21 protein-coding genes and 1 riboswitch are annotated in these 23268 nt (G+C 70.8%); of the genes, 14 read left to right on the top strand and 7 right to left on the bottom strand.

What is annotated here, in order from left to right:
• The first annotated feature begins 17 nt into the window (after positions 1-17).
• From hpnD to ABT025_RS15890, 10 genes are all read left to right on the top strand, one after another.
• Complete coding sequence (hpnD, locus tag ABT025_RS15845) at positions 18-938, top strand: presqualene diphosphate synthase HpnD (protein WP_350994232.1); 921 nt, start codon at positions 18-20, stop codon at positions 936-938.
• A 119-nt stretch (positions 939-1057) separates the two neighbouring features.
• Entirely contained in the window at positions 1058-2446 is a 1389-nt protein-coding gene (gene hpnE, locus ABT025_RS15850) for a hydroxysqualene dehydroxylase HpnE (RefSeq protein WP_350994234.1), read from the top strand.
• A complete protein-coding gene (locus ABT025_RS15855; RefSeq protein WP_350994236.1) occupies positions 2443-3546 on the top strand; it encodes a polyprenyl synthetase family protein in 1104 nt (367 codons plus the stop codon). The genes hpnE and ABT025_RS15855 overlap by 4 nt, the downstream gene beginning before the upstream one ends.
• Positions 3547-3653: 107 nt before the next feature.
• The gene (gene shc / locus ABT025_RS15860) at positions 3654-5657 is read left to right on the top strand and encodes a squalene--hopene cyclase (protein ID WP_350994240.1); all 2004 of its coding nucleotides are present in this window, start codon (positions 3654-3656) and stop codon (positions 5655-5657) included.
• Entirely contained in the window at positions 5657-6316 is a 660-nt protein-coding gene (locus tag ABT025_RS15865; RefSeq protein ID WP_350994242.1) for a phosphorylase family protein, read from the top strand. Before shc ends, ABT025_RS15865 begins: the two co-directional genes overlap by 1 nt.
• A gap of 5 nt (positions 6317-6321) precedes the next feature.
• Positions 6322-7341: an adenosyl-hopene transferase HpnH gene (gene hpnH, locus ABT025_RS15870; protein WP_328897569.1), complete on the top strand. Its 1020-nt coding sequence runs from the start codon at positions 6322-6324 to the stop codon at positions 7339-7341.
• 210 nt (positions 7342-7551) lie between these two features.
• Positions 7552-9534, top strand: a complete 1983-nt coding sequence (gene dxs / locus ABT025_RS15875) for a 1-deoxy-D-xylulose-5-phosphate synthase (protein WP_350994244.1) — start codon at positions 7552-7554, stop codon at positions 9532-9534.
• Entirely contained in the window at positions 9531-10928 is a 1398-nt protein-coding gene (locus ABT025_RS15880; protein WP_350994246.1) for an aspartate aminotransferase family protein, read from the top strand. Before dxs ends, ABT025_RS15880 begins: the two co-directional genes overlap by 4 nt.
• A 108-nt stretch (positions 10929-11036) precedes the next feature.
• The gene (locus tag ABT025_RS15885; RefSeq protein WP_350994248.1) at positions 11037-11645 is read left to right on the top strand and encodes a helix-turn-helix domain-containing protein; all 609 of its coding nucleotides are present in this window, start codon (positions 11037-11039) and stop codon (positions 11643-11645) included.
• A 47-nt stretch (positions 11646-11692) separates the two neighbouring features.
• Positions 11693-11869 (top strand): DUF6126 family protein, encoded by a 177-nt coding sequence (locus tag ABT025_RS15890; RefSeq protein ID WP_350994250.1) that lies wholly within the window; start codon positions 11693-11695, stop codon positions 11867-11869.
• A gap of 111 nt (positions 11870-11980) precedes the next feature.
• Here the strand turns inward: ABT025_RS15890 and ABT025_RS15895 are convergent, their stop codons facing one another.
• Positions 11981-12793, bottom strand: a complete 813-nt coding sequence (locus ABT025_RS15895; RefSeq protein ID WP_350994252.1) for a tyrosine-protein phosphatase — start codon at positions 12791-12793, stop codon at positions 11981-11983.
• A gap of 473 nt (positions 12794-13266) precedes the next feature.
• A riboswitch (cyclic di-AMP (ydaO/yuaA leader) is annotated at positions 13267-13423 on the top strand.
• Positions 13424-13428: 5 nt separating this feature from the next.
• Between ABT025_RS15895 and ABT025_RS15900 the strand changes: the two genes are divergently transcribed.
• Together ABT025_RS15900 and ABT025_RS15905 are read left to right on the top strand one after the other, a co-directional pair.
• Positions 13429-14376, top strand: coding sequence for a M23 family metallopeptidase (locus tag ABT025_RS15900; protein WP_350994254.1), 948 nt, complete (start codon positions 13429-13431; stop codon positions 14374-14376).
• 182 nt (positions 14377-14558) lie between these two features.
• A complete protein-coding gene (locus tag ABT025_RS15905) occupies positions 14559-15404 on the top strand; it encodes an SGNH/GDSL hydrolase family protein (protein ID WP_350994256.1) in 846 nt (281 codons plus the stop codon).
• A 13-nt stretch (positions 15405-15417) separates the two neighbouring features.
• On the opposite strand, the gene ABT025_RS15910 is transcribed toward ABT025_RS15905, so the two are convergent.
• Genes ABT025_RS15910 through ABT025_RS15935 form a run of 6 tightly spaced genes read right to left on the bottom strand, consistent with a single transcriptional unit; the run spans position 15418 to position 21597 of the window.
• Positions 15418-16317, bottom strand: coding sequence for an STM4011 family radical SAM protein (locus tag ABT025_RS15910; RefSeq protein WP_350994258.1), 900 nt, complete (start codon positions 16315-16317; stop codon positions 15418-15420).
• 7 nt (positions 16318-16324) lie between these two features.
• Positions 16325-17689 carry an STM4012 family radical SAM protein gene (locus tag ABT025_RS15915; RefSeq protein ID WP_350994259.1) on the bottom strand — a complete coding sequence of 455 codons (1365 nt, stop codon included), beginning with the start codon at positions 17687-17689 and terminating at the stop codon, positions 16325-16327.
• Positions 17686-18501, bottom strand: coding sequence for an STM4013/SEN3800 family hydrolase (locus tag ABT025_RS15920; protein ID WP_350994359.1), 816 nt, complete (start codon positions 18499-18501; stop codon positions 17686-17688). Before ABT025_RS15920 ends, ABT025_RS15915 begins: the two co-directional genes overlap by 4 nt.
• A gap of 37 nt (positions 18502-18538) precedes the next feature.
• Positions 18539-19681 carry an STM4014 family protein gene (locus ABT025_RS15925; RefSeq protein ID WP_350994261.1) on the bottom strand — a complete coding sequence of 381 codons (1143 nt, stop codon included), beginning with the start codon at positions 19679-19681 and terminating at the stop codon, positions 18539-18541.
• Complete coding sequence (locus tag ABT025_RS15930) at positions 19662-20636, bottom strand: STM4015 family protein (protein WP_350994263.1); 975 nt, start codon at positions 20634-20636, stop codon at positions 19662-19664. Before ABT025_RS15930 ends, ABT025_RS15925 begins: the two co-directional genes overlap by 20 nt.
• 7 nt (positions 20637-20643) lie before the next feature.
• Entirely contained in the window at positions 20644-21597 is a 954-nt protein-coding gene (locus tag ABT025_RS15935) for an STM4015 family protein (RefSeq protein ID WP_350994265.1), read from the bottom strand.
• 177 nt (positions 21598-21774) lie between these two features.
• Here ABT025_RS15935 and ABT025_RS15940 point away from each other — a divergent pair, with 177 nt between their 5' ends.
• Positions 21775-22101, top strand: a complete 327-nt coding sequence (locus tag ABT025_RS15940; RefSeq protein WP_136330525.1) for a DUF8820 family protein — start codon at positions 21775-21777, stop codon at positions 22099-22101.
• A 120-nt stretch (positions 22102-22221) separates the two neighbouring features.
• Complete coding sequence (locus tag ABT025_RS15945; RefSeq protein WP_350994267.1) at positions 22222-23223, top strand: DUF6745 domain-containing protein; 1002 nt, start codon at positions 22222-22224, stop codon at positions 23221-23223.
• Positions 23224-23268: the final 45 nt, after the last annotated feature.

The following is a 23268-nucleotide window of genomic DNA, read 5'->3' on the forward strand; positions in this document are numbered from 1 at the left end:
AGGGACAGACGACGTACATGTCGGCACCGGTACAGGCCGCATACAGTTACTGCGAGGCGGTCACCGGACAGCAGGCGCGTAACTTCGCGTACGGCATCAGGCTGCTGCCCGTCGAGAAGCGACAGGCCATGTCGGCCCTGTACGCCTTCTCCCGGCGGGTGGACGACATCGGTGACGGCGAACTCGAGCCGGAGACCAAGCATGTCCGCCTGGAGGGCACCCGTGCGGTGCTGGACCGGATCCGCGACGGAGCGGTCGACGAGGACGACACCGACCCGGTGGCCGTCGCGCTCGCCGATGCCGCCCGCCGGTTCCCGCTGCCGCTCGAAGGGCTCGACGAGCTGATCGACGGCGTGCTGATGGACGTGCGCGGTGCGACCTACGAGACGTGGGACGACCTCAAGATCTACTGCCGGTGTGTCGCGGGCGCCATCGGCCGCCTCAGCCTGGGCGTCTTCGGTACGGAACCCGGCGCCCCGGGCGTCGAGCGCGCCGCCGAGTACGCCGACACGCTCGGCCTCGCGCTCCAGCTGACGAACATCCTGCGCGACGTGCGCGAGGACGCGGGCAACGGGCGCACCTACCTGCCCGCCGACGACCTCGCCAAGTTCGGCTGCTCCGCGGGCTTCCACCGGGCCACCCCGCCGCCCGGCTCCGACTTCGCCGGGCTGGTCCACTTCGAGGTCAGGCGTGCCCGGGCCCTGTTCGCCGAGGGCTACCGGCTGCTGCCGATGCTCGACCGGCGCAGCGGTGCCTGTGTGGCGGCCATGGCCGGCATCTACCGCCGGCTCCTCGACCGGATCGAGCGCGACCCCGAGGCGGTGCTGCGCGGCCGGGTCTCGCTCCCGGGCCACGAGAAGGCGTATGTGGCGGTGCGCGGACTGTCGGGTCTCGACGCGCGCCACATTTCACGCCGCACGACCAGGGGGCGTGTCTGAATGCGTCACACGGACATCTCGCGCACCATGTGCATCATGGATGATCACTCCGCACGACGGGCAACCCACTGCCACGCGGATGCGTCCCTGACGGAGAAGACCTGGCGAGAGGGGGACGCATGACGGACGACGCGATGCGTTCCTCCCGCGCGGTCGTGATCGGCGGCGGGCTCGCCGGCATCACCTCCGCCCTGCGCCTGGCCGACGGCGGGCTTGACGTGACCCTGCTGGAAGGGCGGCCCAGGCTCGGCGGCCTCGCCTTCTCCTTCCGGCGCGGGGAGCTGACGGTCGACAACGGCCAGCACGTCTATCTGCGCTGCTGCACCGCCTACCGCTGGTTCCTCGACCGGGTCGACGGCACGCGTCTGGCCCCGCTGCAAAACCGTTTGGACGTGCCGGTTCTCGATGTGGGACGGCCCTCGGGGCCCCGACTCGGACGGCTGCGCCGCAACGGCCTGCCGGTTCCGTTCCACCTTGCCGCCGGACTTGCCGCCTACCCGCACCTCTCGCTCGTCGAGCGCGCGAGCGTCGGACGGGCCGCGCTGGCGCTCGGCCGGCTGGACCCGGACGACCCCGCACTCGACGACACCGACTTCGGCAGCTGGCTCGCCCGGCACGGTCAGTCGCCCCGCACCGTCGAAGCCCTGTGGGACCTGGTCGGCGTGGCCACGCTCAACGCCACCGCACCGAACTCCTCGCTGGCCCTGGCCGCGAAGGTGTTCAAGACCGGACTCCTCTCCGAGCCCGGCGCCGCCGACATCGGCTGGGCGTCCGTGCCGCTCGGGGACGTACACGACACGCTCAGCCGCAAGGCCCTGGACTCCGCCGGTGTCCGCACCGAACTGCGGACGAAGGCCGGCGCGCTCACCCGTACCGACGACGGACGCTGGGTTGTCGACACCGGCGCCGAGCGGATCGAGGCGGACACCGTCGTGCTGGCCGTACCGCAGCGCGAGACGTACGACCTGCTGCCCGAGGGCGCCCTCGACGAACCGGAGCGGCTGCTGGAGATCGGCACCTCGCCGATTCTCAACGTGCACGTGGTCTACGACCGCAAGGTGCTCAGGCAGCCGTTCTTCACCGCTCTCGGCTCGCCGGTCCAGTGGGTCTTCGACCGGACAGAGGCCTCCGGTCTCACCGGACCCGGCCAGTACCTCGCGGTTTCCCAGTCCGCGGCCGAGGAGGAGATCGACCTGCCCGTCGCCGAGCTCCGCGCGCGCTATCTGCCCGAGCTGGAGCGGCTCCTGCCCGCCGCCCGCGGGGCCGGCATCAGGGACTTCTTCGTCACCCGGGAGCGTACGGCGACCTTCGCGCCCGCTCCGGGCGTCGGCCGGCTGCGACCGGGGACACGCACTCGCGCCCCCGGCCTCTTCCTGGCCGGCGCATGGACGGCAACCGGATGGCCCGCCACGATGGAGGGCGCCGTCCGTAGCGGTGCCGGCGCCGCGGACGCCGCACTCCTGGCGCTCGGCCACCCCCACGAACATCCGCTGCAGGAGGCGGCATGAGCAGTACCACCGGAACAAGAGGAGAGTCAGTGACCCCGGCGAATCCGGCTTCCGACACCGTGGCGCACACCACGGACGTCACCGCGCTTCTGGAGCGCGGACGGGCCCTTTCCACGCCGGTGCTCCGGGCCGCCGTTGACCGGCTCGCACCGCCCATGGACACCGTGGCCGCCTATCACTTCGGCTGGATCGACGCCCAGGGCAGGCCTTCCGACGGCGACGGCGGCAAGGCCGTCCGCCCGGCGCTGGCCCTGCTGTCCGCCGAGGCGGCCGGAGCCGCGGCCGAGGCCGGCATCCCCGGCGCCGTGGCCGTCGAGCTGGTACACAACTTCTCGCTGCTGCACGACGACCTGATGGACGGCGACGAGCAGCGGCGCCACCGCGACACGGTCTGGAAGGTGCACGGCCCCGCCCAGGCGATCCTGGTCGGTGACGCACTGTTCGCACTGGCCAACGAGATCCTGCTGGAGCTCGGGACTGCCGAGGCTGGCCGTGCGGCCCGACGGCTGACCTCGGCCACCCGCAAGCTCATCGACGGGCAGGCCCAGGACATCTCCTACGAGCACCGCGAGCGGGTCACCGTCGAGGAGTGCCTGGAGATGGAGGGCAACAAGACGGGCGCCCTGCTCGCCTGCGCCTGCTCCATCGGGGCAGTGCTCGGCGGCGCCGACGACCGGACCGCCGACGTCCTGGAGGAGTACGGCTACCACCTCGGCCTCGCCTTCCAGGCGGTCGACGACCTGCTGGGGATCTGGGGCGACCCGGACTCCACCGGCAAGCAGACCTGGAGCGATCTGCGCCAGCGCAAGAAGTCCCTGCCGGTCGTCGCCGCGCTCGCCGCGGGCGGGCCGGCCTCGGAGCGCCTGGGCGAACTGCTCGCCGCCGACGCGAAGAGCAGCGACTTCGACAGCTTCTCCGAGGAGGAGTTCGCCGCCCGTGCGGCACTCATCGAGGAGGCGGGCGGCCGCGAGTGGACCGCCCAGGAGGCCCGTCGTCAGCATGCGGTCGCCATCGAGGCGCTGCATGGTGTGGACATGCCCGAAACAGTGCGGGCGCAGCTCACGGCGCTCGCGGACTTCGTCGTCGTACGAAAGAGATGATGACCATCCCCACAATATGACTCGCAGTCGCCGGCCGGTGTCCGTCACGGGCACCGGCCGACGGAGACCCCAGCACAGCAGAGGACCAACTGCACGAAGGGGAAGCCATGACAGCGACGACCGACGGAAGCACCGGGGCTGTGGACCCCAGCGCAGCCTCGGCCAGTAGACCGACAACCGAATCAACCATCGCCGCGGACGACGTACTCGCCGCCGCGCGGCGGGCCGCGGAACGCTCGGTGGAGCACCTCCTCGGCAGGCAGGACGAGCAGGGCTGGTGGAAGGGAGACCTCGCCACCAACGTCACCATGGACGCCGAGGACCTCCTGCTCCGGCAGTTCCTCGGTATTCAGGATCCCGCCACGGTCCAGGCGGCCGGCCGCTTCATCCGCGGTGAACAGCTCGGCGACGGCACCTGGACCACCTTCCACGGCGGCCCCGGGGACCTCTCCGCCACCATCGAGGCGTACGTGGCACTGCGTCTGGCAGGGGACCGGCCGGACGAACCGCACATGGCCCGTGCTGCCGGATGGGTCAGGGAACAGGGCGGGATCGCGGCGAGCCGCGTGTTCACCCGGATCTGGCTGGCCCTCTTCGGCTGGTGGAAATGGGACGACCTGCCGGAACTCCCGCCCGAACTGATGTTCTTCCCCAAGTGGGTCCCGCTCAACATCTACGACTTCGGCTGCTGGGCCCGCCAGACCATCGTGCCCCTCACCGTCGTCTCCGCGAAGCGGCCGGTACGGCCCGCACCCTTCGCCCTGGACGAACTGCACACGGATCCCGGCGAACCGAACCCTCCCCGCCGCCCCGCCCCGGCCGCCAGCTGGGACGGCGTCTTCCAGCGCCTCGACAAGGCGCTGCACCTCTATCACCGGGTCGCCCCGCGCAGGCTGCGCAAGCTCGCCATGAACGCGGCCGCCCGCTGGATCATCGAACGCCAGGAGAACGACGGCTGCTGGGGCGGCATCCAGCCGCCCGCCGTGTACTCCGTCATCGCTCTGCATCTGCTCGGCTACGACCTCGACCACCCCGTGATGCGGGCCGGGCTCGAGTCGCTCGACCGGTTCGCGGTCTGGCGCGAGGACGGCGCCCGCATGATCGAGGCCTGTCAGTCCCCGGTCTGGGACACCTGTCTCGCCACCATCGCGCTCGCCGACGCCGGGGTCGGCGCCGACCACCCCGCGTTGGTGAAGGCGGCGGACTGGATGCTCGGCGAGGAGATCGTGCGACCCGGTGACTGGTCCGTGCGCAGGCCCCAACTGGCCCCGGGCGGATGGGCGTTCGAGTTCCACAACGACAACTACCCCGATATCGACGACACCGCGGAAGTGGTCCTCGCGCTGCGCCGGGTCCGCCACCCGGACCAGGCGCGGGTCGAGGCCGCCATCGAGCGCGGGGTGCGCTGGAACGTCGGCATGCAGTCCCGCAACGGCGCCTGGGGGGCTTTCGACGCCGACAACACCAGCGCGTTCCCCAACCGGCTGCCGTTCTGCGACTTCGGCGAGGTCATCGACCCGCCGTCCGCCGACGTGACCGGGCACGTGGTGGAGATGCTCGCCATCGAGGGCCACTCCGGGCATCCCGCGACCCGGCGGGGAATCGAGTGGCTGCTCGCCGAACAGGAGGCGGCCGGCGGCTGGTTCGGCCGCTGGGGCGTCAACTACGTCTACGGGACCGGGTCGGTGGTGCCCGCCCTGGTCGCCGCAGGGCTGCCCGCCTCGCACCCCTCCATCCGGCGCGCGGTCGGCTGGCTGGAATCCGTCCAGAACGACGACGGTGGCTGGGGCGAGGACCTGCGTTCGTACGACGAGGACAAGTGGATCGGCCACGGAGCCTCGACGGCGTCCCAGACGGGCTGGGCCCTGCTCGCCCTGCTCGCCGCCGGACGACGGGACACCGTGGCCGTCACCCGCGGGGTCACCTGGCTGGCCGAGACCCAGCAGGCCGACGGTTCCTGGGACGAGCCGTACTTCACCGGGACCGGCTTCCCGTGGGACTTCTCCATCAACTACCACCTCTACCGTCAGGTCTTCCCGCTCACCGCACTCGGACGGTATGTGCACGGCGACCCGTTCGCGGGCCGCACGGCGGTCCGTGAGGGGGCCTGATGGGCGATGCCCCGGGGCCGGCCGGCCCCACCGCTCCGCTGCTCATCGCCTGCGCGCTGGGCATCGAGCACCTGGCCCTGCGCACCGGCAGGGCCAGGGCGGGCGCCGCACCGGGCCCGGTGACCGTACTGCGTACGGGCATGGGGCCGAAGGCGGCCGAAACGGCCGTGGCGCGGGCGCTCGGTGAAGGCCGGGCGCTCGGCGCCGCTGTCATCGCCTCAGGGTTCTGTGCCGGACTCGCACCCGGTATGCACCCCGGGGACCTGGTGGTGGCCGACGAGACCCGGGCGGACGGGCAGTCGGTCGCCTGCACCGGCACGGAACTGCTCGCCGACGCCCTTGCCAGGGCCGTACCCGGACGCACCGTCCACACCGGTCCGCTGACCGGCTCCGATCATGTCGTCCGAGGGCATGAGCGGGCCGCGCTGCGGGCCACCGGAGCGATCGCGGTGGACATGGAGTCCGCCGCGACCCTGCGCATCGCCCTGCGGTCCGGACCACGCCCGGTTGCGGCCGTACGGGTGGTCGTGGACGCTCCGGAGCATGAGCTCGTCCGCATCGGCACGGTCCGCGGTGGAATATCGGCATTCCGCGTTCTTCGTGCAGTCCTGCCGGCTTTCTATGAATGGCACCGATCTTTACTGCTCCCCAGGAGGTGAGCTAGATGGCCATGCCGCTCCGTCAGTCCATCAAGGTTGCGACGTACCTCATTGAACAGAAGCTCCGAAAGCGGGAGAAGTTCCCGCTGATTGTCGAGCTGGAGCCGTTGTTCGCCTGCAACCTCGCCTGCGAGGGCTGCGGGAAGATCCAGCACCCGGCCGGAGTCCTCAAGCAGCGCATGCCGGTGGCCCAGGCCGTCGGCGCCGTGCTCGAATCGGGCGCCCCGATGGTTTCCATCGCGGGCGGCGAGCCGCTGATGCATCCGCAGATCGACGAGATCGTCCGGCAACTGGTGGCGAAGAAGAAGTACGTCTTCCTCTGCACCAACGCGATGCTGATGCGCAAGAAGCTCGAAAAGTTCACCCCCTCGCCCTACTTCGCGTTCGCCGTCCACATCGACGGACTGCGCGAGCGTCACGACGAGTCGGTCGCCAAGGAAGGGGTGTTCGACGAGGCGGTCGCGGCGATGAAGGAGGCCAAGCAGCGCGGCTTCCGCGTCACGACCAACTCCACGTTCTTCAACACCGACACACCCCAGACCATCATCGAGGTCCTCAACTTCCTCAACGACGACCTGAAGGTCGACGAGATGATGATCTCGCCCGCCTACGCCTACGAGAAGGCACCCGACCAGGAGCACTTCCTGGGTGTCGAACAGACCCGCGAGCTGTTCAAGAAGTCCTTCGCGGGCGGCAACCGGGCCAGGTGGCGGCTCAACCACTCGCCGCTCTTCCTGGACTTCCTGGAGGGCAAGGCCGACTTCCCGTGCACGGCGTGGGCCATCCCGAACTACTCGCTCTTCGGCTGGCAGCGGCCCTGCTACCTGATGAGCGACGGGTACGTGCCGACGTACCGGCAGCTGATCGAGGAGACCGACTGGGACAAGTACGGCCGCGGCAAGGACCCGCGCTGCGCCAACTGCATGGCGCACTGCGGCTACGAGCCCACCGCCGTACTCGCCACCATGGGGTCGCTCAAGGAATCCCTGCGTGCCGCGCGGGAGACCATCGGCGGGAACCGGTGAGGTGACGAACGCCGGAGAGCCGATCGCACCGGCTCTCCCCGGGCTGCCCGCCCGGCCGCTCGCGATGCGCCGCCCCTCGCGGCGCATCCAGGCCGGGCAGGCAGCCGTCGGCGGGTGAGATCCCGCCGAGCGCATGGACGGCGTGGGGGCACCGACGGGGGTCCCCACCTCACCGTGAGCCGCTGACAGGACCAGAGAGGGGGCCCGGGCATGACGCTGTTGCAGTCCATCCGGGGGCCGCGCGATCTCAAGGCGCTGAACGAACCGCAGCTCGGTGAACTAGCCGAGGACATCAGGAAGTTCCTCGTCCAGGCGGTGGCCAGGACCGGTGGCCATCTCGGCCCGAACCTCGGCGTGGTGGAGCTCTCCATCGCCCTGCACCGGGTTTTCGACTCGCCCGTGGACCGGATTCTGTGGGACACCGGCCATCAGAGCTACGTACACAAGCTGCTCACCGGGCGGCAGGACTTCTCCAAGCTGCGCGGCAGGGGAGGCCTCTCCGGCTACCCCTCGCGTGCCGAGTCCGAGCACGACGTCATCGAGAACTCGCACGCTTCCACCGTGCTCGGCTGGGCCGACGGCCTCGCCAAGGCCAACGAGGTGCTGGGCAAGGAGGACCACGTCGTCGCGGTCATCGGTGACGGCGCACTCACCGGCGGCATGGCCTGGGAGGCGCTGAACAACATCGCCGCCGCCAAGGACCGCCCCCTGATCATCGTCGTCAACGACAACGAGCGCTCCTACGCCCCGACCATCGGCGGCCTCGCCAACCACCTCGCGACCCTGCGCACCACGGACGGCTACGAACGCTTCCTGTCCTGGGGCAAGGACGTCCTGCAGCAGACACCCGTCGTCGGGAAGCCGCTGTACGAGTCACTGCACGGGGCCAAGAAGGGGTTCAAGGACACCTTCGCCCCGCAGGGCATGTTCGAGGACCTCGGGCTGAAGTACATCGGCCCGATCGACGGCCACGACACCGCCGCCGTCGAGTCCGCGCTCCACCGCGCGAAACGCTTCCACGGCCCCGTGCTCGTGCACTGCCTCACGGAGAAGGGCCGCGGCTACCTTCCCGCGCTCCGGGACGAGGCCGACCGCTTCCACACCGTCGGCGCGATGGACCCGCTGACCTGCGCCCCGCTGGTTCCCGCGGCCGGACAGTCCTGGACGTCCGTGTTCGGCGACGAGATCGCCGCGATCGGCGCGGAGCGCCCGGAAGTCGTCGCCATCACGGCGGCGATGCTGCACCCCGTCGGGCTGACGAGGTTCGCCGAGGCGTTTCCCGACCGGGTCTGGGACGTGGGGATCGCCGAGCAGCACGCGACGGTCTCGGCGGCCGGGCTGGCGACGGGCGGACTGCACCCGGTGGTCGCCGTGTACGCCACCTTCCTCAACCGGGCCTTCGACCAGTTGCTGATGGACGTCGCCCTGCACAGGTGCGGTGTGACGTTCGTGCTCGACCGGGCCGGGGTCACCGGACCCGACGGGGCCTCCCACAACGGCATGTGGGACATGTCCCTGCTGCAGGTCGTACCGGGTCTGCGGATCGCGGCACCGCGCGACGCCGAACGGCTGCGGGCCGAACTGCGCGAGGCCGTCGGCGTCGACGACGCACCGACCCTGATTCGGTTCCCGAAGGAGTCGGTGGGGGAGCCGGTCCCCTCGATCGGCACGATCGGCGGCATGGATGTCCTGCACCGCGCCGAGGACGCCGATGTGCTGCTGGTCGCGGTCGGCGTGATGGCCCCCGTCTGCCTGCAGGCCGCCGATCTGCTGAAGGGCGGCGGGATCCGCTGCACCGTGGTCGACCCCCGCTGGGTCAAGCCGGTCGACGAGCAGCTTGCGCCACTCGCCGCGAAGCACCGGCTCGTCGCCGTGGTCGAGGACAACAGCAGGGCCGGAGGCGTCGGCTCGGCAGTCGGACAGGCGCTGCGGGATGCCGGGGTCGACGTACCGCTGCGGACGTTCGGCATCCCCGACCAGTTCCTCGCCCACGGGAAGCGGGCCGAGGTGCTGGCAGACATCGGTCTCACACCGGTCGAGATCGCGGGCCGGATCAGCGCCGTGCCGGCCGTCCGGCGCGGCGCTGATCCGGACACGGACACGGGGCACAACGTTCACGTCCGGGGCGCGGAAACGGGCACGGACACCGGGCACAACGTCTCGGGCGACGGGCACAAGGAGAGCGGGGCATGAAGGACGACGGGCCCAAGGGCTTCGATCTGGCGCGGCTCCTCGCGGAGCGCGGGGCCGAACGCTACGAGCTGCACACGAAGTACCTCAACCACCAGCTTCCGCGCATGCTGCACACCATCGGCTTCGACAAGGTCTACGAACGGGCCGAGGGCGCGCACTTCTGGGACGAGGAGGGCAACGACTACCTGGACATGCTCGCCGGGTTCGGGGTGATGGGGCTCGGCAGGCACCACCCTGTCGTACGCAAGGCGCTGCACGACGTCCTGGACGCCTCGCTGGCCGATCTCACCCGGTTCGACTGCCAGCCGCTGCCGGGCCTGCTGGCCGAGAAGCTGCTCACCCACAGCCCGCACCTGGACCGGGTGTTCTTCGGCAACAGCGGCACGGAGGCCGTGGAGACGGCCCTCAAATTCGCCCGGTACGCCACGGGGAAGCCGAGGATCCTGTACTGCACGCACGCCTTCCACGGGCTGACCACCGGCTCGCTCTCGGTCAACGGCGAGGCCGGCTTCCGGGACGGCTTCGCCCCGCTGCTGCCCGACACCGCCATCGAGCTCGGTGACCTCGACGCCCTGCGCCGTGAGCTCAAGCGCGGCGATGTGGCCGGACTCGTCGTCGAGCCGATCCAGGGCAAGGGCGTGCACGCCTCGCCGCCCGGGTTCCTGCGTGAGGCGCAGGAACTGCTGCACAAGCACAAGGCCCTGCTCATCGCGGACGAGGTGCAGACCGGTCTGGGCAGGACCGGGGACTTCTACGCGTACCAGCACGAGGAAGGCGTGGAACCCGACCTGGTCTGCGTCGCCAAGGCACTCTCCGGCGGCTATGTGCCCGTCGGCGCGACGCTCGGAAAGGACTGGATCTTCAAACGCGTCTACTCCTCGATGGACCGGGTCCTGGTCCACTCCGCGAGCTTCGGCTCCAACGCCCAGGCGATGGCGGCCGGGCTCGCGGTCCTCGCGGTGATGGAGGACGAGGAGACGGTGGCGCACGCGCGCCGCACCGGTGATCTGCTGCGCGAACGGCTGGCCGCGCTGGTCGGGCGGTACGAGCTGCTGCACGAGGTGCGGGGGCGCGGGCTGATGATCGGCATCGAGTTCGGCCGGCCGAGCTCGCTCAAGCTGCGCAGCCGCTGGACCATGCTGCAGGCGGCCCGCAAGGGGCTCTTCGCGCAGATGGTCGTCGTGCCGCTGCTCCAGAAGCACCGGATCCTGACCCAGGTCTCCGGAGACCATCTCGAAGTGATCAAGCTGATTCCGCCGCTGGTGATCGACGACGCGGACGTGGACCGCTTTGTGAGTGCCTTCACGGCCGTGATGGACGACGCGCACAGTGGCGGCGGGCTGATGTGGGACTTCGGGCGGACCCTGGTGAAGCAGGCCGTCGCCAACCGCTGATCAGCAGCGGATCCGTCGGCCGGGCCCGGGTGGCGGACCGGGGCTTCCGGCTTTTGCCTCGGAGGCAAGAAATTTGCCTCCGAGGAAAGTTCCTGGCCCAATGGAAGCATGAATCCTCCAGAAGGAGGGGTGGCCGACGAGCTGCCCGGGGTCGCGCCCCGCCTGCGCGACCTGCGCCGCAGCCGTGGTCTCACCCTGGAGACGGCCGCCCAGCGGGCCGGGCTCTCGCCCGCCCACCTGTCCCGGCTCGAAACGGGCCGGCGCCAGCCGTCGCTGCCCATGCTGCTCGGACTTGCCAGAATCTACGGTACGACGGTCTCCGAGCTGCTGGGCGAGATCCCCCCGGAACGTGACGCGATCGTCCGCGGCCGCAGGTTCGAGGGAGCCGAGGCCGACGGCTGGATGTACCAGCAGGCCGGCGGTCCCGGCCGGGCGATGCAGGCACTGCGTGTCCGGGTCCCGCACGGCGCCCAGGGCGACCTGGTGCGCGTCCATCCCGGCGAGGAGTGGCTGTACGTCCTGGCCGGGCATCTCAGGGTGACCCTCGGGGAAACGGTCCATGACCTCGCCCCCGGGGACAGCGCGCACTTCGACTCGCTCACCCCGCACCGGATCGCGGCCGTGGACCGCGAGGGTGCCGAGCTGCTGTTCGTCCACACCCTGCTGCAGAGCCCCGCCGCCGAGCTGTGTCTCGGCAGCGGGATCCACCGTCGCTGAGGCTTCGCCCCCGCCACCGGCACGCCGATGGCCAGAGAGGACTTGTCATGTCCGATTCCGAGAACTTCGACCCGCTCGGCCCGGGGCGGCCCAAGAACTACGACCCGCAGGAGAAGAAGTTGCCTCGCGGGCTCGTCATCAGGCTGTTCGCCTATCTGGTGGCCGGGCACGTCATCGCGGGCTTCCTCTACCTGCTGTTCGCCGTGGGGATGCACAACCAGTAGCCGTGGGGGTGCGCAACCGGTAGGAGCTGGGATGCGCAACCGGTTGCAGTGGGTGTGCGCCACCGGCAGTCGCGGGGGTGCGCGGCCGGTGGCTGCGGGCCGCCCGGCCGGTCAGGCCTCGTCGAGCAGGCGCTCGCGCAGCCGCTCGCGTGTCTGCGGGGTGATCTTCAGGCCGTCGGCGAGGTACCGGTCGGTGCTGCCCCAGGTCTCGTCGATGGTGGTGAAGGCCGCGGCGAGGTAGTCGGGGTGGGCGCCGAAGAGCGGATTGAGCAGCTCCATCACCTCGGCGGACATTCCGGTGGGAGAGGTGTCGCTGCGGCGGACCTTGTAGCGGCGGTGTGCGTCGTTGGACTTGAGGTAGTCGGACTCGATGGCATCGCGTTCGACGCCGACGGCGAGCAGGGACACCGCGATGGAGAGACCCGCACGGTCCTTGCCCGCGGCGCAGTGCATCAGCGCGGGCACGCTGTCCTCGGCGAGGGCGTGCAGTACCCGGCTGTGCTCGGCCGTGCGGTCCAGGATGATCCGGCGGTACGACGCGATCATGCGATGGGACCCCTTGCCGTCGGCCAGGATCGACCGCAGCTCGTCGATGTCGCCGTCGCGCACCATCCGCCAGAACTCCGCGCCGTCGGCCGGGTCGGTGAGCGGGATGCTCACGTTGCGCACGCCCGGCAGCTCGATGTCCAGGCCGTCCAGCTTGTGGTCGGCGCCGTTGCGGAAGTCGAAGACGGTGTGCAGGCCGAGACCGGAGAGGAACGTGGCGTCCTCGGCCGTGGCGTGTGCCAGGTGACCGCTGCGGTAGAGCCGCCCGTACCGCACCCGGCGGCCGTCAGAGGTGGGCAGCCCGCCCACGTCACGGAAGTTGCGGACACCCGCCAGCTCGGGCTCCGTCGACGGGGTCTGCGGCAGCTGCTGCGTCACGGTCACTCCTGGAGGCTCTGCCGCGGGCGCGTGTCGCCCGCGGGTCCACTCTCGTGACGATACGACATTGATTCCTCGGGCAATCATCTTGGTCGCGCCCCTGTTCCGGGGTCGCGCGACGGTCCACGTGCCCGGCTGCGAGGGTCCGGGGCGCAAGGCTCTCCTGGTCGCGGCACGGCCGATGAGTGAGGCATGTCCGTATTGGGGCTTTTGGTAGAACATGCCCTGTTTGTGCGGGAGATGGCCACCCTCTCGTGAGCGGGATCATATCCGTGACGGTGTGTGGCTGCGGCGCCGTGGGGTATTCCGGACGCCGCGCGGAAATTCAAGATCCTTAATCCACGGAGTGTGACCGGAATTCCGTGTCGTATTTCCGGAGCGGAATCCGAAGTGGAACCCGTGGCTTGTTTCTGTCGTCCCGGCTCGCTTACGTTCACTGTCAATCCGGACGGACCGCCTAATCCTGCCGCCGCCCGGAATTCGCACCCACTCACCGCGTGGCAGGAGCGGGGGAACCAGGTAAGCCGCCGACCGGGAAACCGGCCGGCTCGGGGTGAAGTCGCGCCCGCCGCGACCGGACATCTCCAGTCCGAACCCGACAGCTCACCTCGTAGGCGCCGGAGAGGAAAACCTTCATGCCCATATCGGGTAAGCACCGCCGTCCCAAGTCCAGCACCATCGCCCGTGGCGTCGTCGCCGCGAGCGCCGGCGGAGCCGTCATCGCGCTTCCGCTGCTCGGCGCCACCGGTGCCAACGCCGCGGAGCAGACCGCTCCCGCCACCTCGAAGTCGGCCGCCGCGCACGCCACCCCGGCCAAGCCGGTCGCGAAGAAGCAGGCCGGCACCACGTCCTACTCCGTGGTCTCCGGCGACTACCTGTCGAAGATCGCCGCCCAGCACAAGCTCAAGGGCGGCTGGGAGAAGCTGTACCAGGACAACCGCAAGGTCGTCGGCGACGACCCGAGCCTGATCTTCCCGGGCATGAAGCTGACCCTCGGCGGCAAGTCCGCGAGCCAGGCCTCCACCACCTCCACGGGCTCCACCACGCCGTCGAAGGCCGCGCCCAAGGCTCCGGTCAAGACCGAGACGAAGGCCGCCACGGCCTCCAACTCGTCCTCTTCCTCCTCCGGCGCCTCGTCGTCCGAGGAGTCCTCGGCCCCGGCCGCCCAGAGCAACGACTCCGGCTACGTCCACCCGGTTCCGGGCAACCACACCACCGCCTACCGCGCCTCCGGTGCCAACTGGTCCAGCGGCAGCCACACCGGCATCGACTTCCCCGTGTCCACCGGCACGAGCGTGAAGGCGATCACCTCCGGCACCGTCGTCACCGCCGGCTGGGGCGGCGCGTACGGCAACGAGGTCGTCATCAAGCACGCCGACGGCCACTACTCGCAGTACGGCCACATGTCCTCGCTCTCCGTCTCGGCGGGCCAGACCGTGACCGCGGGCCAGCAGGTCGGCCTGTCCGGCTCCACCGGCAACGCCACCGGCCCGCACCTCCACTTCGAGGTCCGCACGGGCCCGGCGTACGGCTCGGACATCGACCCGATCGCGTACCTGGCGTCGCACGGGATCAACGTCTGATCCAGCAACACCGGTCCGGTGAACCGGACCTGAGCAATGCATAGAGGGACGGTGCGCGGCGGCGCACCGTCCCTCTGCTTATTCCCTCTTTACTAAAAACTGACCGGGTGGTCTATCTCACCACCCGTCAACCCCGTATTACGGTCGCGTAGGTCACATTCGGCGGTGCAGGATATGCCCTTGTGGCAGACGATTCGAACAACATCCAGCAGGGCGTCATCAACCGACAGGGCGCCATCGGGTCGTACGCGGCGATTGGCGACAGCTTCACCGAGGGAGTCGGTGACCCCGGCCCGGACGGAACCTTCGTCGGCTGGGCGGACCGGTTCGCGGTACTCCTCGCGGACCAGCTCCCGGACCCCGAAGCGGCGGCGGGCATCGCGGCCCCCGCGCACGGGAACTTCAGATACGCCAATCTCGCCGTACGAGGACGCCTCCTCGACCAGATAGTCGAGGAGCAGGTGCCGCGCGCAAGGGAACTCGCCCCCGATCTGGTGAGCTTCTGCGCCGGCGGCAACGACATCATCCGGCCGGGCACCGACCCCGACGACGTGGCCGAGCGCTTCGAGCGCGCGGTCGCCGAGCTGACCCGGTCGGTCGGCACCGTCATGGTCACCACCGGCTTCGACACACGTGACGTTCCCGTGCTGCGCCATCTGCGCGGCAAGATCGCCACCTACACCGCCCATGTGCGGTCCATCGCCGACCGCTACGACTGCCCGGTGCTCGACCTCTGGTCCCTGCGTTCGGTGCAGGACCGCCGGGCCTGGGACAACGACCGGCTGCACCTGTCGCCCGAGGGGCACACCAGGGTCGCGCTGCGCGCCGCCCAGGTCCTCGGCCTCGACGTGCCCGCCGACCCGGACCAGGAGTGGCCGCCGCAGGCACAGCGCGGAACGCTCGAAGTGCGGCGCGACGACATCCACTGGGCACGCGAGTACCTGGTGCCGTGGATCGGACGCCGGCTGCGCGGCGAGTCCTCGGGAGACCACGTGGAGGCCAAGCGGCCCGACCTGCTGCCGCTCTGAGAGTCCGCTGTCCTCAGTCGCCCCGGGCTCCCGGAGTACCGGCCGCGGCGGCCGAGGGCGGCGGCAGCGCCGGTATGCGCTCCAGCACTCCGCCGGCGAAGACGTCGTACAGCGGCAGCGTCTCCAGGTGCACATAGCCGATGTGGCAGTCGCAGAGGGCGAGCGGGCAGGCCCGGGGTCCCAGCGCCGTGCGGTAGCTGCCGTCGTAGAGATTGCCGAGCTCGGCGCGGACGAAGTGGCAGCGGCGCACCGTACCCTCACCGTCCACCGAGATCACCGACTCACCGGTCCGGCAGGGCAGACCTGCCGAACGGTGCGGATGGCGGCTGTACGGGAACAGCGGATCGATCGCCGTCCACCGGTCCGCCTCCTGGTCCGTGTAGGTCTGCCCCTCGGCGGCGTTGACCCAGAGGTAGACCTCGTCGGGAAGGGCCGCCCGCAGCCGCCGCGCCTCGTCGAGATGACCGTCGAGCCCGACGACACCCACGCTGTGGCGGATCCCCAGGGACGTCAGCTCCCCGCACCGGCCGAGAAACCGTTCGTACGGTGTCTGGCCCGGGTGGTAGGTGCACCAGAGCGCGATCTTCTCGCGGCCCGCGGTGCCCGCCGCCGCCAGCCACTGCGTACGGCCGCTGAGATTCGTCTGGATCGCGACCCGGCGGACGTGCGGCAACCGGGCCATCTCGACCACCGCCCGGCGGTACCAGGAGCGCACCAGCCCCTCCCCCCAGGGAGTGAAGAGCACCGAGATCCGGTCACCGGTCTGCGCCGCCGCCCACGCGGTGAAGCGTTCCAGCGCGGCCCGGTCGGCCCGCAGCTGCTCCCGGCTGTCGCGCCGCTTGGCGAACGGGCAGTACGGGCAGTCGTAGTCGCATGACGCGAGAGGGCCGCGGTAGAGAATCGTCAGGTCCATGCGGGGCTCACTTCAGCTCGTACGCGGCCATCGCGGCCCGCACGGCAGGGGAGAAGAGGTCGGGGCCCAGCGCGTCCGAATGGGCGAGCCCCTCGGGCGACAGGCGCAGCAGGCCGGCGGCGGCCCCGTCCCGGTCGAGCCAGCCCCGGGCCTCGAACCGGGCGAGCTCCTCGGGAAAGTCCTCGACCGGGTCCGTGCCGAAGCGCTCGCGGTACTCGGACACCCGCAGGCCCTCGGCCTGCAGGACGGACTGCAGGAGGTGGCGGCGGCGCGCCTCGTCGCCGTCGGTGAACCGGCCCACCTCGGCGTGCGAGAAGTCCTCGGTGGCCGTGTAACCGTCGATGATCGCCCGCACCTCGCGCATCTCCACCGCGTAGTCGAAGGAGTAGTGCAGCCGGGAGGTGTACGAACGGGCGCCGCAGCCCAGGCCGATCATGCCGTCGGTCTGGCAGGCGTAGTCGTCGGGGCCTTCGGTCCGCGGGGCGTCGGCGCGGCGGAACATCCGCATCGACACCTGCTCGTAGCCGTGGGCGAGGAGGTGATCGCGGCCGGCCCGGTACAGCCGCAGCCGCTGCTCGTCCCAGGCCGCGTCCACCGCGGCCTCCTCGGCGGCCCCGAGCCTGCCCAGGCCGGTCAGCGGACGGACGTAGAGCGGGTAGAGGTACAGCTCCTCCGGCTGCCACCGGAGCGCGGCGTCCAGCGAGGTGCGCCAGCTCCGTTCGGTCTGGCCGTCGATGCCGTAGATCAGGTCGATGTTGAGGACGGGGATGCGGGTGTCCCTGATCAGGTCGAGGGCCGCCTCGACGTCGGCGCGCCGCTGCGGACGGACCGCCGCACGGGCCTCGGCCTCGACGAAGCTCTGTACGCCGATGCTGATCCTGGTCGTCCCCCGGTCGGCGAGGACCGCCAGCCGGTCGGCAGTGGCGGTCGACGGGGACGTCTCGACGGACAGCGGAACGGAGCGCAGGTCGGCGCCCATGCGCTTCTCCGCGATGTCGCACAGGCGCTCCAGCTCGCCGGCGGCCAGGAAGGTGGGCGTCCCGCCGCCGAACGCGGCGGCGGCGAAGCGCACCGGTTCCCCGTCGCCCAGCGCGTCCCGTACGGCCGTCGCCTGCCGGTCCAGCGCATCGAGATAGCGGGTGGTGAGCTCGTCGGGCGCACCGATCCGGGTGAAGAGGTTGCAGAAGCCGCAGCGGACCTCGCAGAAGGGTATGTGGAGGTAGAGCGAGAGCGCGTCCTTCTGCTCGCCCGCCCACAGGTCTCTCAGCGCGGGCCGCCCGCCGGGGTGGCCGGAGAGCTTCTCGTACGCCGTCTTGTGCGGATAGGCGTAGACGTAACTCCGGTACGGGCGGGTGGTGTGCGGACTGGTCATCGTGCGGTGGCCCCCGGTTCCAGGAAGAAATGCGCGTACGGAACGGTCCAGACGGACTCGTGACCGAGCCGGTGACCGGTGTAGCCGTCGTCGCCGTACGCCGTGCCGTGGTCGGAGCAGACGACGGCGAAGGCCCGGCGGCGGCTGCTCGCCGCGGCGAAGAGCCGTCCGATGTGGGCGTCCACGTACTCCAGTGCGGCCGCATGGGTGGCGCGGCTGTCGCCGGCGTCACGGGTGGCGCCCGGCCGGTGGAACCAGTTCGGCTGGTGCAGCGCCGACACATTGACGAAGAGGAACAGCCGCTGTCCGTCCGGGAGCCCCCGGACTACCTGCTCGGCGCGGGCCACCTGCGCCTCGAACGAGGTGGGCGAGGCCACGCCGAACTCCGGCTCCCAGTAGGCCTCCTGGAACATCCCGGGCAGCACCGAGCCGAGCGGCGCCCGCCGGTTGAAGAACCCCACTCCGCCGATGCACACCGTGCGGTATCCCGCCCCGGCGAGAGCGGAGACCAGGTCGGGTGCGTCGAAGACGAAGGTGCGCTCCGCCGTGGTCTCGCTGCCGGCGAACCGTGCGGCGAACAGCCGGGGATGCGGCCCGGGGGCGGCCGGCGTGGGCAGGAACCCCGCGAAGATCGCCTGGTGCGAGGCGTAGGTGAAGCTCCCCGGGGCATGCCGCTTCTCCCAGACGCCACCCGGCAGATGCCGGGCCAGGTTCGGGATGCGCCCGGCGGCGGCGAGCTCCGCCGCGACGTCGTACCGCAGGGTGTCCAGGGTGACGAGCAGCAGATCGTGGGTGCCCACGACCTCGCTCATGTCGGGGCCGATGGCGTCCGTGACGCCGGAGGTCGATTCAGGGTGTTGCGCTGACACGGTGGTTCCTTGCTCGGTTCAGTACGGCGGCGACCTGCGCCGCATAGGTGTCCAGGCCCTCGGCGCCGCTGCCCGGCAGGCCGGTCAGCCGCGGCAGCAGATCGCCGAAGGCGTTGACCTCGCCGACGGCGAAGCGCCGCCAGCCGGTGGCGGGCAGCAGATCGACGCCCACGCACAGCGTGTCCGGGAAGGCGGCGGCCGCCCTCTCGCACACGGCCAGGGCCTCGGCCCAGCTGCCGCCCGCCGCCTCGACAGCGGCCCGCACCCGGTCGAGATCGCCGCGCTCACCGCCGAGGTGAAGGTTGGTCATGGGGGAGCGGCTGGTGCGGACGACGGCGTGAGTCGCGCGGCCGTCGACCACCACGACCCGCAGATCCGCGACCCGGCCCCGCTGCGAGGCCTTGGGAAGCCAGCGCTCGATGTGCAGACCGTCGGGTGCGAGTGCGTCGACGATTGCCGCCACCTCGCGTTCCGTCGTGCAGCGCCGCACCTTGAGCGAGTTGTAGAGCCGTCCGGCCGGGTCGCGCTCGACCGAGGTGGTGGCCCGGGTACGGCCGGGGCCGGCCGTATCCACGGCCATCACCCCGGAGGCGGAGGAACCGTGCGCGGGTTTCACGAACACGCGCGGCATGCGGTGGTCCGCCATCAGCTCACGCACATCGGCCCAGCCCTGGACACGGCGTGCACCCGGTCCCGATGTCGGCGAGGCGGGGACGGGAACACCCGCGGCATCCAGGACACCGTGGCACAGACGCTTGTCGAACAGCACCGCGATGTCGCCGGGGCTGTCCAGCAGGAGCGCACCGGAGGTCGTCGCAGCCCGCGCCACATCCCGTACGGCGGCGGTGAAGCGCGAGTACCAGAGGGCCGAGCCCTCCACCCTGGTCGGGTCGTCGACACCGCGCAGCATCCGCTCGACCTCGGCGTCCTCGCCGGGCGAGTCGATGCGCACCGTCTCCCCGGGCAGGAAGACGGCCTTCCCCTTCAGCGCGTCGAGCCAGGACACCGTGCGGGCCGGCGGCAGACCGGCAGCACGCACGGCGTCCTGGAAGAGGCCGACCCGGCGGCTGCCGGGATTGCCGACGACCGCCAGGCGCGGCGCGCTACTCGCTGACCGCGACATAACGGGGCTCGTCGTCCTCGGGATCCCAGTAGTCCGCCTCGTCGAGCTCGACGTGGACGCCCTCGCGGGCACACAGCTCCCGGACCCGGGACGTCACCGGTTCGGTGAGGTAGTGGTGGTGCAGGTCGAGCGAGGTCAGATGGGTGAGCGGCTGACCGTTGAGAAGAGCCGTGGCCCCCGTGTCACTGAGCGTGCCCATGGAGAGCGAGAGGGACTCCAGCTGCGCGACGACCGGGGCGGACGCCACCGCCGCGGCGATCTCGTCCTGGATCTCGCTGTTCTGCAGCCCGAGATGGCGCAGCCGGGGAAGGCCGCTGCCGGAGAGGACGGGCCTCATGTCCTCCACCGTCGCGTCGCCGCCGTACCAGGAGGCACCGAACCAGAACTCCAGCCGCTCCAGAGCGGGCAGTTCGCTGGCGCCGACCGCACGGACGACATGGCCGGGCAGCCCTCCCGACTCGAACCTCAGCGACTTCAGGGCCAGGTGCCGCACCGGACGCAGCTGAAGCTTCTCCTCCTCGGGAACGGCGTCACCGCCGCCACGCACCACCAGCTCCTCAAGGCGCGGGTACGCCTCGACCAATGACGTGATGTCCGACATCTCCAGCCAGGACACCTCGCACTCCTCGCCTACGACATCGGCGAGGAACAGCGCGCGCAGCGCCGGGAAGCGTGCGGCGTCGGAGACGATCAGTTCCGCCACGGGAGCGAACGAGGTGTAGCCGTCCGGCCACCAGGGGCCGATCAGCAGGGCACGGACTGCGGCGGGATCGACCGTGTCCAGGAAACGCTGCCAGATCCCCGGGAACGCGGGTCCCTCCCAGGCGCAGTCCAGCCGCCAGGCCACCGAGCCGGACTCGGGCAGCGACGCCGGGGTCGAGCCCTCCTCACCGGGCGGCGGCAGTGTGAAGACGGGCAGGCCGTGGAAGGTCTCGGGGTGCTCGATATCCGTCATCGCGCCATCACTCCGACACGGTGACGTACCGGCCCGCAGCCCCGCCGTCACCCCATGGCTTGCAACGCTCCGACAGATCCACCCGCACGCCGTGCGGCTCCAGGGCCTCCGCGACCCGGCGCTCCATCGGCTCGGTGAGGAAGTGGTGGTGCAGATCGAGGACCTCGAGATGCGTCAGCGGCTGGCCCTCCAGCAGGGCTGCGGCGCCCTCGTCACCGAGGGTGCCGCAGGACAGATCCAGGGTGCGCAGCCGGGCCACGAGCGGGGCCGAGGCGACGGCGGCCGCGATCTCGTTCTCCACCTCGCTGTTGCGCAGGCCGAGATGGTGCAGGGCCGGGAAGCGTGTCCCCGACAGCAGCGGCGCGAGAGCAGACACCTCGGTGTCGCCTCCGTAGGCGGAGACACCCAGCCAGAGGTCGAGCCGCTCCAGCGCGGGCAGTTCGCTGTCCAGCACCCCGCGCACCACGTGGGCCGGCAGCCCGCCGGTCTCGATGGTGAGCGAACGCAGCCGCTCGTGCTTAGTGGCGGGGAAGACGAGCTCGGAACCGCCGCGCACCCCGAGCTCCACCAGCGCGGGAAAAGCGGTCAGCAGCGCAGTGACATCACTCTGTTCGATCCAGGAGATCTCCGCCTCCTCCATCGTCAGATCGCCGACGAACACCGCTTCCAGCGATGTCAGCCGCTCGGCTGCGGCAATCACGAGGCCGATGGGATACGACGACTTCTCCTCGTACGACTCGCCCCACTGCCCGATGATCAGCGCGCGGACACCGGCCGGGTCCACCTCGTCCAGGAACGCGGCGAACTCCTGCTCCCAGGTGCGGTCCTCGTCCTCGTACGGCTCGACGAAGACGCGCCAGGCCGCCGCTTCGGCGGCCGGCCGGGGGCTGTCGCTCGCCCCGGACCGGAAATCGACGGCCGGAAGGCCGAGCAGCTCGTGCAGGTGGTCCACATCGGACATGGCCCTGATCTCCTGATGACGGCAACGGTTTGATGTGCGCAAGGTCTATCAAGGCCCACTGACAACGGGCCGACCGGGCCCCCGCCGACGGTGCTCACCGGTCGATTGTCAGACCCCCGCCGTAGCGTTTTCCACGTGGCCGGCACAGCAGGTGCCGACTCCGGAGGGGAGACGTCTGTGTACCGGCAGGGCGATGTACTGATCATGGCGCTGGAGGAGTCCGCGGTGCCCGCGAACCTCCTGGAGGCACCGGGCGAACTGCGCGACGGACGCGGCCGGCTGGTCCTCGCGCTCGGCGAGGTCACCGGACATGCGCACGCCGTGCCGGGGCCGGGACGGCTGATCCGGGAGGGCGGAGTGTTCGGCCCGATGCTGCTCCATCTGCCCGACGGAGGACGTGTGGTGCACGAGGAGCACGCGGTGATCTCGTTGCCGAAGGGCTGGTTCCGGGTCGTGCGCCAGCGCGAGTACGCGCCGGGGGCGGTCCGCATCGTCGCGGACTGAGGAACGGACATCAGGAAGCGCAAGAGCACCGGAAGGCATGAGCACCGGAAGCGCATGAGCATCCGGAAGCGTATGAGTATCCGCAGCACAGGGACACAGGAACAGGGGACGGGGAGAACGATGCAGTACGTGGACTCATGGCGGGCCGTGGCGGCGGCGACCGGCGCGGCGGACCGGACGGCGGCCGAGGACGGGGTCCGGCTGGCCTACCGCAGTGCGGGTCTGGCCGAGCCGGAGGAGTTCGTCTGGGCCGACTCGCCCAGGGCAGCCGTCGAGGCGGTGGAGAAACTGACCGATCCGGGGCGCTCGGTCCGTGAGGACGTGCGGACCCGTCCCTGGGCGGAGGAACGGCGTCGGATGTACGACGAGTTGGGTCCGGCCGGCTGGTCCGCGCTGTGGTCCGCCACCGGCGCCCAGCTCTGGGAGACCACGTCGGCGCTCGCCGACCGCATACGGGCGGGCGTGGTGGCGGATCTCGCCGTGCAGCCCGAGGACGAGTCGGATGTCAGGCTGGTGCTGCTCGACGCCGTCCTGGGCCAGCACGACGCGGCCTGGCTCGCCGCCTTCGACGGCCGGGGCCACCGGCTCGACGGACTCGCGGCCGTCGCGAGGAACGCGGGCTGGTGGTGGCCCTACGAGCGCACCGTGGTGATGAGTGAACGCCCCGAGACGCTGCACCGGGACGAGGCGGGCCGGCTGGACAGCGGCGACGGCCCAGCGCTTGCCTACGGCGACGGCTTCGCCCTGTACGCCTGGCGCGGCATGCCCGTCCCCGCCGCATTCCTCGCGGAGCTGGGCGCGCTGACACCTGAGCGGATCCGTGCCGAGGACAACGCGGAACTGCGCCGTGTGATGCTGGAGTTCTACGGATACGACCGCTATCTCACCGAATCCGGCGCCGAACCGCTGCACCGGGACGAGACGGGCATTCTCTGGCGGATCGCGCTCAGTGGCGACGAGGACGTGGTCATGGTGGAGGTGGTCAACTCCACTCCCGAGCCGGACGGGACACATCGCACGTACTGGCTCCGGGTGCCGCCGCACACAAGGACAGCGAAGGAGGGCGTCGCGTGGACGTTCGGACTCCAGGGCGAAACCTACGCGCCGGTGCGCCAGACCTGACCGGCACTCAGGGGAAGGGCAGAAGCGCCGGCGGCGGATCGGGTG

Source organism: Streptomyces sp. NPDC002809, from assembly GCF_040295435.1.
Lineage (GTDB): Bacteria > Actinomycetota > Actinomycetes > Streptomycetales > Streptomycetaceae > Streptomyces.